This window comes from Actinoplanes sp. L3-i22 (assembly GCF_019704555.1).
Classification (GTDB): Bacteria; Actinomycetota; Actinomycetes; order Mycobacteriales; family Micromonosporaceae; genus Actinoplanes.
In genome coordinates, this window is sequence record NZ_AP024745.1 from 1096110 (window position 1) to 1110686 (window position 14577).

Genomic DNA, 14577 nt, shown 5'->3' on the forward strand with positions numbered 1-14577 from the left:
CACTTCCGCAGCTGCCACGCCGGGTGATCCGGGCGCGCCGGGCGATCGCGCTGGCCCGCGCCGGGCGCGCGTTCGCCGGCGTCGATCCACCCGCAGGGGTGACACCAATGTGGTCGGGTCCAACGAGTCAGGTGCAAATCGGACGCGGTGTTGATCGTGACTTTTCCGTAACGGTGGCAGGCGGTAGTGTTCTGGCTCCGACGCGTGTCCATCGACAGGAAGGCGTTGGTCGATGACCTTGCGCATCCTCGTGGTGGGTGCCGGCATCGCGGGCCTCGCCGCGGCCCGTGGCCTGCGAGTGGCGGGCTTCCGGCCGGATGTGGTGGAGGCGCTGCCCGCCTCCATGAGCCCCAGTGCCGGCATCTATCTCCCCGGCAACGCCTCCCGCGCGCTGCGCCTGCTCGGTCTCGACGTCCCGCTGCGCCCGCTGGGTGACCTGATCTTCCGTCAGGTCTTCCTGGACACCCGCGGCCGGGAGCTGTTCGAGATGGACGTCGCCGCCCTCTGGGCCGGCGTCGGCGAGTCCCGTGCCCTGTCCCGCGCCGACCTGCAGCAGGTGCTGCTCACCGGGGTCGGCGGCGACGTGCGGTACGAGACCGAGGTCCGCGACGTGCAGATCATCGAGGGCGCCGCCAAGGTCGAGTTCGCCAGCGGCGCCATCGCGGAATACGACCTGGTCGTCGGCGCGGACGGGCGTCGCTCGACGATCCGCGACCGGATCGGGCTGGGCGGCCCGGCCACGCCGACCGGGCAGATCGTCTACCGCGCGGTCGTCTCCGGCGGCCCGCCGCTCACCGACTGGACCGCGGTGCTCGGCCGCCGGGCGCAGTTCGTCGCGATGCCGATGGGTGGCCGCCGGATCTACTGCTACGCCGACGAGACCGCGCCGGAGGCGCCGGACCCGGCCGACCCGCGCGAGCGCCTGCGCGAGATCTTCGGGTCTTTCGGCGGCCCGATCCCGGCGATCCTGGAACGGATCGAGAAGGTGTCGGTCGCCCGCACCGACGAGGTGGTCCTGCCGACCTGGTCGCGGGGCCCGGTCGTGCTGGTCGGCGACGCCGCGCACGCCACCGCGCCGACCCTGGCCCAGGGCGCCGCGATGTCCTTCGAGGACGGTTGGGTGCTGGGCCAGGAGCTGCGGCAGGCCGGGCCGGACATCCCGGCCGCGCTGCGCGCCTATGAGGAGCGCCGCCGCCCGCGCTGCGCCGAGGTGCGCGACCGCACCCGGGAACGGGACCGCGCCCGGGACGTGCCACCGTCCCTGCGCGACCCGATGCTCCGCCGCCGTGGCCTCCGGATCTTCACCGACCACTACCGCGGTCTGGTCGCGCCGGTCTAGCACAGGACGTTCGTCCTGGGTGGTGCTTTGGTCACCCCCCGGCGGCGGAAGGTCCGTGGGGGACTATTCTGCCAGCGAGGTACGCCCGATCTTCGCGGTGTGCTGAGTGGGACGAACGAGACAACGGAGGCAATTCGTGACGACCGTTGCGCCGTCGCCGATCGCGACCCGTCCGTATCCGGTGCGACGGACGGTCAGGGGTTCGGCTTTCGCCCGGATCCTGCGCACGACGGACGCGAAGCAGATCGGGATCATGTACATGATCACCGCCTTCGTGTTCTTCCTTCTGGGCGGCCTCATGGCGCTGCTGATGCGCGCCGAGCTGGCCCGGCCGGGCATGCAGATCCTGTCGCCCGAGCAGTTCAACCAGCTGTTCACCATGCACGGCACGATCATGCTGCTGTTCTTCGCGACACCGATCGTGTTCGCGTTCGGCAACTACGTCGTACCGATCCAGATCGGTGCGCCGGATGTGTCCTTCCCCCGGCTGAACGCCTTCGCCTACTGGCTGTACCTGTTCGGCGGCCTGATCACCATCGGTGGGTTCCTCACCCCCGGTGGCGCGGCGGACTTCGGCTGGTTCGCCTACACCCCGCTGAGCAACTCGCTGCACTCGCCGGGTGTCGGCGGCAACATGTGGGTGGTCGGCCTGGCGATCTCGGGTCTGGGCACGATCCTCGGCTCGGTGAACCTGATCACCACGATCCTAACGCTTCGCGCGCCCGGCATGACCATGTTCCGGATGCCGGTCATGGTGTGGAACATGCTGGTCACGGCGCTGCTCGCGGTGATGGTGTTCCCGTTCCTGGCGGCCGCGCTGTTCGCGCTCGCCGCCGACCGCGTCCTCGGCGCGCACGTCTTCGACGTGAACACCGGCGGCCCGATGCTCTGGCAGCACCTCTTCTGGTTCTTCGGCCATCCCGAGGTGTACATCATCGCGCTGCCGTTCTTCGGCATCATCACCGAGATCATCCCGGTCTTCAGCCGCAAGCCGCTCTTCGGCTACAAGGGCCTGGTCGCCGCGACGCTGCTGATCGGCGCGCTGTCGATGTCGGTGTGGGCGCACCACATGTTCGTCACCGGCCAGGTGCTGCTGCCGTTCTTCAGCTTCCTGAGCTTCCTGATCGCGGTCCCGACCGGCATGAAGTTCTTCGTCTGGATCGGCACCATGTGGCGCGGCCAGATCAGCTTCGAGCCACCGATGCTCTTCGCGATCGGCTTCCTGGTGACGTTCCTCTTCGGCGGTCTGTCCGGCGTGCTGCTCGCGGCCCCGCCGATCGACTTCCACGTCTCCGACTCGTACTTCGTGATCGCGCACTTCCACTACGTGCTCTTCGGCACGATCGTGTTCGCGGTCTTCGCCGGGATCTACTTCTGGTTCCCGAAGATGTTCGGCCGGTTCCTCGACGAGCGCCTCGCGAAGATCCACTTCTGGCTGACCTTCATCGGCTTCCACACCACGTTCCTGGTGCAGCACTGGCTCGGCACCAAGGGCATGCCCCGGCGTTACGCCGACTACCTGCCCAGCGACGGCTTCACCACGCTGAACACGATCTCCACGATCGGCTCGTTCATCCTGGGCCTGGCCACGCTGCCGTTCCTCTACAACATCTGGAAGTCGTACAAGGTCGGCCGGGTGGCGCTCGCCGACGACCCGTGGGGCCACGGCAACTCGCTGGAGTGGGCCACGTCCAGCCCGCCGCCGCTGCGCAACTTCGACCGGATGCCGCGGATCCGCTCCGAGCGACCCGCCTTCGACCTGAAGTTCCCCGAGCTCGCCGCCGGTGAGCACGGTGCGGTCGCCGGCCCGCCGGAGGGTGGGGCCCGGATGCTGACCCACGAGTCCGACGGTGGCGCCTCCTACCGGGAAGACACCGAGAACAACAAAGACCACTGATTCTTCGGTACGGCGGTGGCCCCGCTCTCCTTCCACGGAGAGCGGGGCCACTCTCGTTACCGGGTTGTTTCGGTCATATCTCACCGGATCCCCGGCCAGGGACGTGAGCTGCACCAAAGCCGTTGGTTTCTGTCGTACCCCTGGGGGAGGATCGGCGGCGGAGGTCAGGATCGTCATGTTGCTCAAGCCTTACCGGGAAACCCTCGCGCTGCCCAAGGTCCCGTCATTGCTCGTGGTCGCCACGCTCGCCCGCATCCCCATCGCGGCCGCCGCGGTGGTGCTCACGCTGCACGTGGTCACCGACATGGGCCGGGGTTACGGTGCGGCCGGTCTGGTCGGCGCCGCGGCGACCGTCGGCGGCTCGTTCGGCGCCCCGGTGATGGGCCGGCTGATCGACCGGCGCGGGCTGCGCCCGGTGCTGGTGCTGACCACCGTCGCCGAGGTGATCTACTGGCTGGTCGCGCAGGCGTTGCCGTACTGGGCTCTGCTCCCGGTCGCCGTGGTCGGCGGCTTCCTGGCCCTGCCCGCGTTCTCGGTGGCCCGGCAGTCGATCGCCGCGCTCACCCCGGAGTCGCATCGGCTGCCCGCGTTCGCCCTCGACTCGATGACCACCGAGCTGTCGTTCATGGCCGGCCCGGCGCTCGGCGTGCTGATCGCCACCAGCGCCGCCGGCCCGCGCGTCGCCATGCTCACCCTGGCCGGCGGCATCCTGCTGGCCGGTCTCGGGCTGTGGCTGCTCAACCCGCCCACCCGGGCCGAGCACGAGGCCCCGGTCTCGGCCGGCGAGCGGGTGGCCCGGCGGGACTGGCTCAAGCCCCGGTTCGTCGCGATCCTCGCCGTCACGATGGCCGCCACGCTGGTGCTCTCCGGCACCGACGTGTCGGTGGTCGCCGTGCTCCGCGAGTCCGGCGAGCTGACCTGGAGCGGCCTGGTGATGTCGCTGTGGGCGCTGTTCTCCCTGATCGGCGGCTTCGCGTACGGGACGGTCCGGCGCGGCCTGCCGGTCCTGGCCATCTTCATCCCGATGGCGGTGCTGACCATCCCGGTCGGCCTCGGTGGCTCGCACTGGTGGCTGCTGGCGCTGCTGCTGATCCCGGCCGGCGCCCTCTGCGCCCCGACGATCACCGCCAGCTCGGCGGCGATCAGCCGGATGATCCCGGCCGCGGCCCGCGGCGAGGCGATGGGCCTGCACAACTCGGCGCTGACCGTCGGCGTCGCCCTGGGCGGCCCGCTGGCCGGCCTGGCCATCGACAACCTCGGGCCGAAGTGGGGCTTCGTCGCGGTGGGCACGGTGGGCGTGCTGGTCGCGCTCCTGGTGCTGCCCGCGGCGCTCCGCCACCGCAACGCCGACGCCGCCTCGGCCGCTGCCGAGCCGGGCATCCCGGCCGACCTCGAGGCCGACCTCGACGTTCCGGCGTCCCCGGCCGAACTGGACCAGACGTCCGCCCCGGCCGTGCCGGACCTGGTGCCGTCCCCGGCCGGCTCCGCCCGCGCCTGACCTGAACCACCCCGACGCCCGGCCCGGGCCTGAGCTGCCACGACGGCTCGGCCTGGGCCGGTTTCGTCGTTCCCTGGCCGGTTTCGGCGTTCCCGGGCGGGCTTGGTGGCAGTGCGGGTGACCGGGAGCGTCGCTGGGGCTGTGGGGGCGTCTGATTCCGCGAAAAGGGTTGCCGGCGGCCCGGGCGGGGCGGGTAGGTTTGGCCGGAACTCCGCATCTTCGGGCCCTGGATTCATGTCGCAGGTGGGCTCGGGACCTCGCCGTGAGCGGGGAGGAGGTGGCGACGTTCGTTGTTGCTGCCTGCCTTTTGGAGTGATGTTCATGGAGATCGGCCTCGGGTTGCCCATCAGCGACCCCGCCCTGCTGCCCGAATGGGCCCGGCTCGCGGAAGAGCACCGGTTCGCCACGGTGGCCCTGCTGGACCGGCTCGTCTACGACAATCCGGAACCGCTGATCGCCCTGGCCGCGCTGGCCGGGGCCACTACCCGGATCCGGCTGCAGACCGAGGTGCTGCTCGGGCCGTTGCGGTCCACGGCGCTGCTGGCCAAGCAGGTCGCGACCCTGGACCGGATGTCGGCCGGCCGGTTCGTCCTCGGCGTCGGCGTCGGCGGCCGGGAAGACGATCATGTGGCGGCCGGGGTGCCGCTCAACCGCCGGGGACGCCTCCTCGACGCCCAGCTCGCCGACCTGCGGAAGATCTGGCGTGGCGAGCCCTATCAGGCGATCTCGGGGATCGGGCCGCGGCCGCTCACCGCTGGTGGGCCGCCGATCCTGATCGGTGGGTTCGCGCCCGAGGCGTTGCGCCGGGTGGGCCGGTTCGCGGACGGGTTCATCTGTGCCGCGCCGCTGGCGTGGGCGGGTGGGCTCGTCCGTACCGTCAATGAGTCTTGGGCGGAAGCGGGCCGGGAAGGCCGGCCCCGCCTCGTCTGCCAGATCAACACGACCGTGGGCGACGCCGGGACGATCGAGCGGGGGCGCCGGGCGGTGGCCGGCTACTACGCGTTCACGGGGCGTCCTGGCTGGGGTGACCCGCTGACTGATCCGGCGCGGATCGCCGAGACGGTGGCGGCCTATCGCGAGTTCGGCGCCGACGAGTTGATCATGTACTGCTACGGCGACGATCCCCGCCAGATCGAGCTCCTGGCCGACATCGTCCGCTGATCCCGCTCCGGCTCGACCCTGCCCGCGCGGGACCGCTCCGGAGCGGCTGAGGCCGACTCGGGGCGGGGCGGGGCGTGCGGGTGGTGCCGGGCCGGGAGTGGTCAGCGGGTGGTGCCGGGCCGGGAGTGGTCAGCGGGTGATGCGTGGGGTGGGATCCGGGCTGAGCGACCAGGCCAGGACCGAGGGCCAGGGGCCGTAGCCCGACTCGTGGTTGAGGTGGGCGCCCCCGGACAGGACATCGGTGTCCAGGGACAACGGCTTGCCGTAGACGACCGCGGCGCCCTCCGGGGCATACGGGTCGTCATCGGTGCCGACCAGCCGGGTGTGTCCCGCCGCGGCGCTCAGCGCGCCCGGCTCGATCGGCGGCGGGGCGAAGCCGGCGATCTCCGGATGGGCCAGCGTGACGGCCGGGGACGGCGGCGCCACCAGCAGCACCCGGTCGACCGGGGTGGTGATCAGCCCGCGGGCCACCCCGTTGAGCCAGAGCAGGCAGCCGAGGCTGTGGCAGATCACCGTGACCGGCTCGGCGGCCGACCGGACGCGGGTGGTCAGCTCGTGCAGCCAGCGGTCGAGAACCGGTTCGTCCGGGTCGGGCAGCTGCGGGTAGTCGACCTGGTGGCCCAGGTCGCTCAACTGCCCGGCCAGCCAGTGCTGCCAGTGCTCGGGCGGCCGCCGGTTCTGCCAGCCGTGCAGGATGAGAAAGCCCACTCAGCACCCCGGCCGGGTGCGGATGCGGAAGCCCACTCAGAACTCCAGGTACATCACGTGCAGGCCGACCCGCCCGAGCGTGGGGTGCTCGAACCCGCGTGGCACCGTGCCGATGATCTGGAAGCCCAGCCGGCGGTAGACGGTCACCGCCGCGGTGTTCGACTCAGCGACGGCGTTGAACTGGATCCCGGCGTACCCCTCGGATCTTGCCCAATCGATCGCGAAGCGGCAGAGGGCCGCGCCGATGCCGTGCCCGCGGCTGTCGGCCGCGACCATGAAGCTCGCGGTGGCGATGTGGGCGCCGGGTCCGCCCTTGTTCGGGCCCATCTTCGCGGTTCCGGCGATGCCGCCGGAGGCGGACTCGGCCACCACGGTAAGTCCGGGCGGTCGTTCCACCCAGGTCGCGCGGCTGGCGTCCTCGCTCATGCCCGGGTCGTACGTGTAGGTGTCGCCGGCGCGCACGACCTCGCGCACGATCGGCCACACCCGCACCCAGTCGTCGTCGGCGAACGGCCGGATCGTCGTCGCCGCGTGTTCGGAGAGCTCAGGCCGGGTCGACAACGGGCGCTCCAGTGGTGTCGACGTTGGCTTTGCGGAACTCGTCGAGCGCCGCCTCGGTGGTCGCCTTCGCGACGCCGGCGGTCAGCTCCAGCAGGACCGTGGTGGCGAAGCCCTCGGCCGCCGCGTCGAGCGCGGTGGCCCGTACGCAATGGTCTGTCGCGATGCCGACGACCTCGACGTCGGTGACCCCCCGGCCACGCAGCCACCCGGCGAGGGTTTCGCCCGCCTCCGTCCGGCCCTCGAAGCCGGAGTAGGCCGCCTGATGGGCGCCCTTGTGGAAGATCGCCTCGATCCGGTCGGTGATCAGCTCGGGGTGGAAGTCGGCGCCGGAGGAGCCGACCACGCAGTGCGCCGGCCAGGTGTCGACGAAGTCCGGATGGTCGCTGAAGTGCGCGCCCGGGTCCACGTGGTAGTCCTTGGTGGCGACCACGTGGTCCCAGCGCTGCCCGGCCCGGTCGAGGACCAGCGAGATGCCCTTGGCGACCGCGGCACCGCCGCCGACCGGCAGCGAGCCGCCCTCGCAGAAGTCGTTCTGCACGTCCACGATGATCAGCGCGCGTGACATGGCGGGCCCCTAAACGGTGGGAACGATGACGACGGGGATGGCCGGATCGCCCGCGGAGAGCTTGAGCCCCTCCCACGGGATGGAGATCAGGCACTGCCGCAGGTGGTCGCGGGACTCCTGCAGGCTGGGCCGGGGATGCGGCTCGCCCTCGGTGATGTAGGCGTGCTGCAGCAGCCGGTCGTTGGTCTGGTGATCGGGCACGCCCTGGGAGACGATGATCTCCTCGGTGGCGGTGCCGGTCGGCTTGTGGCGGCGCACCGCGGTCTTGCGGCCGCCGACGGTCGCCTTGTTCTCCGAGCGCTTGACGACCGGGCGGCCGGCCACCTCGACCAGCTTGTAGACCAGGCCGGCGGTGGGTGCTCCGGAGCCGGTGACGACCGCGGTGCCGGCGCCGTACATGTCGACCGGCTCGGCGGCCAGGGTGGCGATCGAGTACTCGTCCATGTCACCCGAGACGATGATCTTCGTCTCGGTGGCGCCGAGGTTGTCGAGCAGCTCCCGGGAGTGCTGGGCCAGCACCGACAGGTCACCGGAGTCGATCCGGATGGCCCGCAGGTCCGGCCCGGCGACCGCGATCGCGTTCCGGATGCCCTGGGTGATGTCGTACGTGTCGACGAGCAGCGTGGTGTTCTTGCCCAGCGCCTCGACCTGGGACGCGAACGCGGTCGGCTCGTCGTCGTGCAGCAGCGTGAACGCGTGCGCCGACGTGCCGGTGGTCGGGATGCCGTAGGCGCGCCCGGCGGCGAGGTTGGACGTGGACGCGAAGCCGGCCAGGTAGGACGCCCGGGCGGCGGCGACCGCGGCCTGCTCGTGGGTGCGCCGGGAGCCCATCTCGATGATCGGCCGGCCGCGGGCGGCGGTGACCATCCGCGCGGCGGCGGCGGCGATCGCGCAGTCGTGGTTGAGCACCGACAGGATCAGCGTCTCCAGCACCACGCACTCGGCGAACTTGCCGCTCACGGTCATGATCGGCGAGCCGGGGAAGAAGAGCTCGCCCTCCGCGTACCCCTCGATGTCGCCGGTGAACCGATACCCGGCCAGCCAGTCGCCGGTGGCCTGGTCGACGATGCCGGCCGAGCGCAGGAACTCGATCTCGGCGGGATCGAACCGGAACCCGGCGATCATCTCGATCAGCCGGTCGGTGCCGGCCACCACGCCGTAACGGCGCCCGGTCGGCAGCCGCCGGGCGAACACTTCGAAGACGCACTGACGATCCGCTGTGCCGTCCTTCAGGGCGGCGCTGATCATGGTCAGCTCGTAGTGGTCGGTCAGCAGGGCCGGCGCGATGGTCTCCACGGACCTACCCTAGTGCGTGCCCCCGGAGGGCGTCGCGACCTGCCGTTCGGTGCTCCGGTTCACAGGTACGGCCGAACCGGTGGCACCATGGGGGCATGGCGTTGCCTCAGGTTGCTCCCGTCGAGACGCCGGAGATCGAGGAAGTACCGGAAGTCGACCGGCCGTGGGTGACCATCGTCTGGGACGATCCGGTCAACCTCATGTCGTACGTGACCTGGGTCTTCCAGAAGCTCTTCGGATTCAGCAAGGAAAAGGCCGAGAGGCTGATGATGGACGTGCACACCAAGGGCAAGGCGGTGGTCTCCACCGGTGCCCGGGAGCGCATGGAGATGGACGCCAACCAACTGCACGGATACGGTCTTTGGGCAACTGTGGACCGAGCCTGACAAAGCGGGTGGGGAAGAGCATGTTCCGACGCAGCGGCGGTCAGTGTGTGGCCACGTTCGAGCACGATGAGGTCCGTGTCCTGCGGAAAGTGGCCGCCGAGGTGGTGGGCCTGCTGACCGACGGGATGGATCACACCGACCCGGTGGTCGGCCGGTTGTTCCCGGACATCTATCCGGATCGGCCGGACGACTCGAGTGAATTCCGGCTGTACACCGAGGGCGACCTGAAGACCGCCAAGATCGATCAGGCGGGCGCGATCCTGGCCGCCCTGCCCGACGAGGGCGAGGGCGAGGTGCGCCTGGACGGTGAGGCCGCCGAGGCCTGGCTGCGGGCGATCAACGACGCCCGGCTGGCGATGGGCACCCGCCTCGACATCCAGCCCGACACCGACCTGGCCGAGGAGCTGGACGACGCGGTGCTGGAGGATCCCGGCTCCAGCCGGGTGTTCCAGCTCTCCGTCTACGCCTATCTCGGCTACCTGCAGGAGTCACTGCTCAACGCGCTGCCGGAGATCAAGTAACGGCACCGAGTGTGTGCCTCGCCACGCGCGGGGTAGCGAAATACTTCGGTAATGTGAACGCCGTGCTGACCATCGACAGTTCGATCGTGCAGGCGATCGTCGCTCACGCCCGCCGGGATCACCCCGACGAGGCGTGTGGTGTCGTCGCCGGGCCGATCGGCCGTGACGTGCCGGCCCGGCACATCCCGATGGACAACGCGGCCCGGTCGATGACGTTCTACGAGTTCGACTCGATGGAGCACCTGCGGGTGTGGCGCGAGATGGACGACAACGACGAGGAGCCGGTGGTCATCTACCACTCGCACACCGCGACCGAGGCGTACCCGTCGCGCACCGACATCTCCTTCGCCGGCGAGCCGAACGCGCACTATCTGCTCGTCTCGACCCGTGAGCCGGATTCCGAGGAGATCCGCTCGTTCCGTATTCTGGACGGTGTGGTGACCGAAGAAGAGGTCAACATCGTGGATGCGACGGTGAAGTCGTGAAGGTGAGTGCCGTGCAGTCGTACATGTTCGGGCAGAGCCCGGCGTCGGTCTTCTACGAGTGTCGCGGGATCCGCTAGATCCCGACCGCTCGACCGACCGCCTGCCCGCAGTATCGACTCTTAGGAGCATGACAACCATGGCTATCGAAGTCCGCGTTCCCACCATCCTGCGTAACTACACCGGCGGCGCCAAGATCGTGGAGGGCGCCGGCGACAGCCTGTCCGCCCTGATCGACGACCTGGACGCCAAGCACAACGGCATCAAGGGCCGGCTGATCACCCCCGAGGGTGGCCTGCACCGGTTCGTCAACATCTACGTCAACGACGAGGACGTCCGGTTCCTCGGCGCGCTCGACGCGAAGCTGAGCGACGGCGACTCGATCACCATCCTCCCGGCCGTCGCGGGTGGCGCGCTGGGCTTCGCGGCCGCGGCCGCGCTGCTGGGCCGCTGACCCTTCCGGCCTTACTTCAACAGGACTGAAGGCATACGTATGGCTCGCTATGAGAGCCTGCTGGACGCTTGCGGGGGCACGCCGCTGGTCGGCCTGCCCCGGCTGTCCCCGGTGGTGCCCGAGGGGGCGCCACCGGTGCGTCTGTGGGCCAAGCTGGAGGATCGCAACCCGACCGGCAGCATCAAGGACCGGGCCGCGCTCTTCATGGTGCGGGCGGCCGAGGAGTCCGGGCATCTCCGCCCGGGCGACACGATCCTCGAGCCGACCAGCGGGAACACCGGCATCGCCCTGGCCATGGTCGCCAAGCTGCGCGGCTATCGGCTGGTCTGCGTGATGCCGGAGAACGTCTCGTCCGAGCGGGTCCAGATGCTGCGGATGTACGGCGCGGAGATCATCTTCTCGCCCGCCGCCGGCGGCTCGAACCAGGCGGTGGCCACCGCGAAGCAGATCGCCGCGGAACATCCCGACTGGAAGATGCTCTTTCAGTACGGGAACCCGGCCAACGCCCGCGCGCACTACGAGACCACCGGTCCGGAGCTGCTGCACGACCTGCCCACGATCACGCACTTCGTGGCGGGCCTGGGCACCACCGGCACGCTGATGGGCACCGGCCGGTTCCTCAAGGAAAAGGTCGAGGGCATCCAGATCATCGCCGCCGAGCCGAGGTACGGCGAGGTGGTCTACGGCCTGCGCAACATCGACGAGGGGTACGTCCCCGAGCTGTACGACGCGAGCGTGCTGGACCGGCGGTTCTCCGTCGGCACCCGGGACGCGGTGCTGCGGACCCGCCAGCTGGTCGAGGTGGAGGGCATCTTCGCCGGCTTCTCCAGCGGGGCGATCCTGCACGGCGCGCTGGCGGTGGCGCACGAGGCGGTCAAGGCCGGCCGGCGTGCCGACGTGGCGTTCGTGATCGCCGACGGCGGCTGGAAGTACCTGTCGACCGGGGCGTACGGCGGCACGCTGAACGACGCGGAAGAGGCCCTCGAGGGTCAGCTCTGGGCCTGATCGGTTCCGGTCAGCTTCAGTAGTGGACGGCCAGCAGCAGCGCCCCGAACATCGGCGGCGCCGCGGCCAGCAGCAGGATCCACGGCAGGGCGCGCTGGTGGACGGCGAGGAACGCGCCGACCGCCAGCCCCACGCTGAACATGGTGAGCATCGCCAGCGCCGGCAGGTACCAGCCGGGCGCCCCGGTGAGGACCGCCACGATGGCGTACAGGCCGACCCCGACCCCGGTCAGGCCGAGCATCGCGGAATAGGCCGCCATCGCTAGAACCCGGGTCGAACCCGGCGCCGGATCATCTTCGGTGGGAAAGCGGAATACCGCAGGATCTTCGTCCCATGAGGGTTCGAAGGGCATGATTTCGGGTATCGCGCTCCGCGAGATGCGGGTCGGCTCGACCGCGGTCACGTCGCCTCCATCAGATCGTTTGCAAACCCTCACCCAGAGCAACGCGGAGGGCTTACCGGACGTGACGGTGGAAATGTGACGACCCTGGTCACAGCGGCTGTGATGTGCGTTGTCGATTTAGCGACAAATCGATCAGTTGTTTACGTCAGGCAGTGGTCAGCGCGTACGCTTCGCTCCGTGATTGACTGGTCTGACAAGTCCAGCGCGGACCGGTCGGGCGGGGCGTGGACGACCCATCAAAAAGGGGCGACTGAGCGGTCGACCCAGTGTGAGTCAGAGGGACCCGCATGCGACTAACCGTGCTCGGTTGTGCCGGCAGTTTCCCCGGCCCCGAGTCGGCTTGTTCGGCCTATCTCGTGGAAGCCGAGGGATTCCGGCTCCTGATCGACTTCGGCTCGGGATCGCTCTCCGCGCTGCAGCGCTATTCGGACATGCGCGCGGTCGACGCGATCCTGCTCACCCACCTGCACTGCGACCACATGCTGGACGCGTGCACGTACGTCGTGGTCCGCCGGTACGACCCGGCCGGCCCGCTCAAGCCGCTGCCGGTCTACGCCCCGCTGGGCGCCGCCGAGCGGATCGCGGCCGCCTACAGCGCCGAGGGCGAGCCGGTGGACGACGTCTACACCTTCTACGGCCTGCAGCCCGGCACGTTCCCGATCGGCCCGCTGACGGTGACCGTCGATCGAGTCAACCACCCGGTGGAGACGTACGGGGTGCGGATCGAGCACAACGGCCGGGTCATCGCGTACTCCTCGGACACCGCGCCCTGCGAGGCGCTGCTGCGCCTGGCGGCCGGCGCCGACCTGTTCCTGTGCGAGGCCAGCTACATGGACGGCGTGGAGAACCCGCCCGACCTGCACCTGACCGGCGGCGAGGCGGGCGAGGCGGCCACCAAGGCGGACGTATCCAAGTTGCTGCTGACGCATCTCGTTCCGGCCTGGGCCAGTGAGGCGGCTATCGTCGAGGCGGCCGGCGCCGCTTACGCGGGACCGGTCGAAGTCGTCCGCCCGGGCGCCAGATACGATCTCTGAGCCGGTACGGGGGTGGGATCGGCTAACACCGGTGCACCACGTGTCGTGACCTTGGAGTTGTTGGATGCGCATAGTTCGCCTGGCCAACTTCGTCACGGCCCATACCGGCGGGCTGCGGACCACGCTGCGCGAGCTGGGTAAGGGCTATCAGGCGGCGGGCCACGAAGCGGTCCTGATCATTCCCGGGCGTAAATTCGACGACCAGCAGGTGGCCCAGGGCCGGGTGATCACCCTGCCGAGCGCCCCGATCCCGCGGACCGGCGGCCACCGGGTGCTGGCCGGCCGGCGTGAGCTGATCAAGCTGCTGGACAGTCTCGAGCCGGACCGGATCGAGGTCTCCGACCGCACCACCCTGCGCTGGACCGGCCACTGGGCCCGGCGGCGCGGGGTCCGGTCGATGATGGTCTCCCACGAGAGCCTGGCCGGCCTGCTCGGCGTCTGGGGCATGCCGAAACGCGACGCCATGGCGGACCGGTTCAACCGGCGCACCGCCGAGGCGTTCGACACGATCGTCTGCACCACCGCGTTCGCCGCCGCCGAGTTCCGCCGGCTGGGCGTGCCGAACCTGGTCGAGGTGCCGCTCGGCGTCGACCTGGAAGTCTTCCACCCGAGCCGGATGGACATGGCGGTCCGCTCGCGGTATGCCCGGCCGGAAGAGCTGCTGATCGTCTTCGCCAGCCGGCTCTCCGCGGCGAAACGGCCCGAGCTGGCCGTCGACATGATCGCGGTGCTGCGCAACGGCAAGGTGCCCGCGGTGCTGGTGGTGGCCGGGGACGGGACCAGGCGGGCGGCGCTGGCGTACCGGGCCGCGCGGCTGCCCGTACGTTTCGCCGGTCATATCGCCGATCGCAAAGCGGTCGCCGCGTTGCTCGCCTCGGCCGACGTCGTGGTCGCGCCCGGCCCGGTGGAGACCTTCGGCCTCTCCGCGCTGGAGGCGCTGGCCTGCGGCACACCCGTGGTGGTCGACGAGCACAGCGCGCTGCCCGAGGTGATCGGCGAGGCCGGAATAGCGGTTCCGGGCACCGCCGAGGCGTTCGCCGACGCGGTCTCCCAGATGATCCAGCGCCCCCGGGACGAGTGGCGGGCGCTGGCCCGGGCCCGGGCCGAGCGCTACAGCTGGGCGCACGCGGTCGAGGGTTTCCTGCACGCGCACGGCGCCGAGCCGGTCCCCTCGCTGATCCGTCCGGCGGTCCCGCGACCACGTCCGGTGGCGCCGCCGACACGCGGTCCTGGGGCGGACGAAGCGGGCGCACCGCGCTACGCATAG

The 14577-nt window shown here is 70.4% G+C and carries 15 protein-coding genes and 1 pseudogene; 11 read left to right on the forward strand and 5 right to left on the reverse strand.

Features of this window, described 5'->3' with window-relative positions; translation table 11 throughout:
- Positions 1–232 precede the first annotated feature (232 nt).
- The 4 genes from L3i22_RS05045 (at position 233) to L3i22_RS05060 (ending at position 5895) form a co-directional block, all read left to right on the forward strand.
- Complete coding sequence (locus L3i22_RS05045) at positions 233–1339, forward strand: FAD-dependent monooxygenase (RefSeq protein WP_221325832.1); 1107 nt, start codon at positions 233–235, stop codon at positions 1337–1339.
- Positions 1340–1475: 136 nt separating this feature from the next.
- A complete protein-coding gene (gene ctaD, locus L3i22_RS05050; protein WP_221325833.1) occupies positions 1476–3236 on the forward strand; it encodes a cytochrome c oxidase subunit I in 1761 nt (586 codons plus the stop codon).
- A 175-nt stretch (positions 3237–3411) separates the two neighbouring features.
- Positions 3412–4734 carry an MFS transporter gene (locus tag L3i22_RS05055; protein WP_221325834.1) on the forward strand — a complete coding sequence of 441 codons (1323 nt, stop codon included), beginning with the start codon at positions 3412–3414 and terminating at the stop codon, positions 4732–4734.
- A 321-nt stretch (positions 4735–5055) separates the two neighbouring features.
- Positions 5056–5895, forward strand: coding sequence for an LLM class flavin-dependent oxidoreductase (locus L3i22_RS05060; RefSeq protein WP_221325835.1), 840 nt, complete (start codon positions 5056–5058; stop codon positions 5893–5895).
- 129 nt (positions 5896–6024) lie between these two features.
- Here L3i22_RS05060 and L3i22_RS05065 read toward each other — a convergent pair whose 3' ends face one another.
- The 4 genes from L3i22_RS05065 to L3i22_RS05080 are packed head-to-tail and all read right to left on the reverse strand — an operon-like array spanning position 6025 to position 9025.
- The gene (locus L3i22_RS05065) at positions 6025–6603 is read right to left on the reverse strand and encodes an alpha/beta hydrolase (protein WP_221325836.1); all 579 of its coding nucleotides are present in this window, start codon (positions 6601–6603) and stop codon (positions 6025–6027) included.
- A 36-nt stretch (positions 6604–6639) separates the two neighbouring features.
- Positions 6640–7164, reverse strand: coding sequence for a GNAT family N-acetyltransferase (locus L3i22_RS05070; RefSeq protein ID WP_221325837.1), 525 nt, complete (start codon positions 7162–7164; stop codon positions 6640–6642).
- Positions 7148–7729, reverse strand: a complete 582-nt coding sequence (locus L3i22_RS05075; RefSeq protein WP_221325838.1) for an isochorismatase family protein — start codon at positions 7727–7729, stop codon at positions 7148–7150. The genes L3i22_RS05070 and L3i22_RS05075 overlap by 17 nt, the downstream gene beginning before the upstream one ends.
- A 9-nt stretch (positions 7730–7738) precedes the next feature.
- A complete protein-coding gene (locus L3i22_RS05080) occupies positions 7739–9025 on the reverse strand; it encodes a nicotinate phosphoribosyltransferase (protein WP_221325839.1) in 1287 nt (428 codons plus the stop codon).
- Positions 9026–9120: 95 nt separating this feature from the next.
- On the opposite strand from L3i22_RS05080, the gene clpS reads away from it, so the two are divergent.
- From clpS to L3i22_RS05105, 5 genes and pseudogenes are all read left to right on the forward strand, one after another.
- Positions 9121–9411 (forward strand): ATP-dependent Clp protease adapter ClpS, encoded by a 291-nt coding sequence (gene clpS / locus L3i22_RS05085; RefSeq protein WP_221325840.1) that lies wholly within the window; start codon positions 9121–9123, stop codon positions 9409–9411.
- A 20-nt stretch (positions 9412–9431) separates the two neighbouring features.
- The gene (locus L3i22_RS05090; protein ID WP_221325841.1) at positions 9432–9932 is read left to right on the forward strand and encodes a DUF2017 domain-containing protein; all 501 of its coding nucleotides are present in this window, start codon (positions 9432–9434) and stop codon (positions 9930–9932) included.
- Positions 9933–9994: 62 nt separating this feature from the next.
- Positions 9995–10494: pseudogene (locus tag L3i22_RS05095) on the forward strand (Mov34/MPN/PAD-1 family protein).
- Positions 10495–10553: 59 nt separating this feature from the next.
- The gene (locus tag L3i22_RS05100) at positions 10554–10868 is read left to right on the forward strand and encodes a MoaD/ThiS family protein (protein WP_221325843.1); all 315 of its coding nucleotides are present in this window, start codon (positions 10554–10556) and stop codon (positions 10866–10868) included.
- A gap of 39 nt (positions 10869–10907) precedes the next feature.
- The gene (locus L3i22_RS05105) at positions 10908–11873 is read left to right on the forward strand and encodes a PLP-dependent cysteine synthase family protein (RefSeq protein ID WP_221325844.1); all 966 of its coding nucleotides are present in this window, start codon (positions 10908–10910) and stop codon (positions 11871–11873) included.
- Positions 11874–11889: 16 nt separating this feature from the next.
- Here L3i22_RS05105 and L3i22_RS53310 read toward each other — a convergent pair whose 3' ends face one another.
- On the reverse strand, positions 11890–12132 hold the full coding sequence (locus L3i22_RS53310) for a hypothetical protein (protein WP_255657959.1): 243 nt from the start codon (positions 12130–12132) through the stop codon (positions 11890–11892).
- Between the two features lie 431 nt (positions 12133–12563).
- Between L3i22_RS53310 and L3i22_RS05115 the strand changes: the two genes are divergently transcribed.
- Positions 12564–13310 (forward strand): MBL fold metallo-hydrolase, encoded by a 747-nt coding sequence (locus L3i22_RS05115; RefSeq protein WP_221325846.1) that lies wholly within the window; start codon positions 12564–12566, stop codon positions 13308–13310.
- Between the two features lie 64 nt (positions 13311–13374).
- On the forward strand, positions 13375–14577 hold the full coding sequence (locus L3i22_RS05120) for a glycosyltransferase (protein WP_221325847.1): 1203 nt from the start codon (positions 13375–13377) through the stop codon (positions 14575–14577).

Coding starts and splice junctions, on each gene's coding strand:
- L3i22_RS05045 (WP_221325832.1), top strand. CDS start 233: ATGACCTTGCGCATCCTCGTGGTGGGTGCCGGCATCGCGGGCCTCGCC.
- L3i22_RS05055 (WP_221325834.1), top strand. CDS start 3,412: ATGTTGCTCAAGCCTTACCGGGAAACCCTCGCGCTGCCCAAGGTCCCG.
- L3i22_RS05060 (WP_221325835.1), top strand. CDS start 5,056: ATGGAGATCGGCCTCGGGTTGCCCATCAGCGACCCCGCCCTGCTGCCC.
- L3i22_RS05075 (WP_221325838.1), bottom strand. CDS start 7,729: ATGTCACGCGCGCTGATCATCGTGGACGTGCAGAACGACTTCTGCGAG.
- clpS (WP_221325840.1), top strand. CDS start 9,121: ATGGCGTTGCCTCAGGTTGCTCCCGTCGAGACGCCGGAGATCGAGGAA.
- L3i22_RS05090 (WP_221325841.1), top strand. CDS start 9,432: ATGTTCCGACGCAGCGGCGGTCAGTGTGTGGCCACGTTCGAGCACGAT.
- L3i22_RS05100 (WP_221325843.1), top strand. CDS start 10,554: ATGGCTATCGAAGTCCGCGTTCCCACCATCCTGCGTAACTACACCGGC.
- L3i22_RS05105 (WP_221325844.1), top strand. CDS start 10,908: ATGGCTCGCTATGAGAGCCTGCTGGACGCTTGCGGGGGCACGCCGCTG.
- L3i22_RS53310 (WP_255657959.1), bottom strand. CDS start 12,132: ATGGCGGCCTATTCCGCGATGCTCGGCCTGACCGGGGTCGGGGTCGGC.
- L3i22_RS05115 (WP_221325846.1), top strand. CDS start 12,564: ATGCGACTAACCGTGCTCGGTTGTGCCGGCAGTTTCCCCGGCCCCGAG.
- L3i22_RS05120 (WP_221325847.1), top strand. CDS start 13,375: ATGCGCATAGTTCGCCTGGCCAACTTCGTCACGGCCCATACCGGCGGG.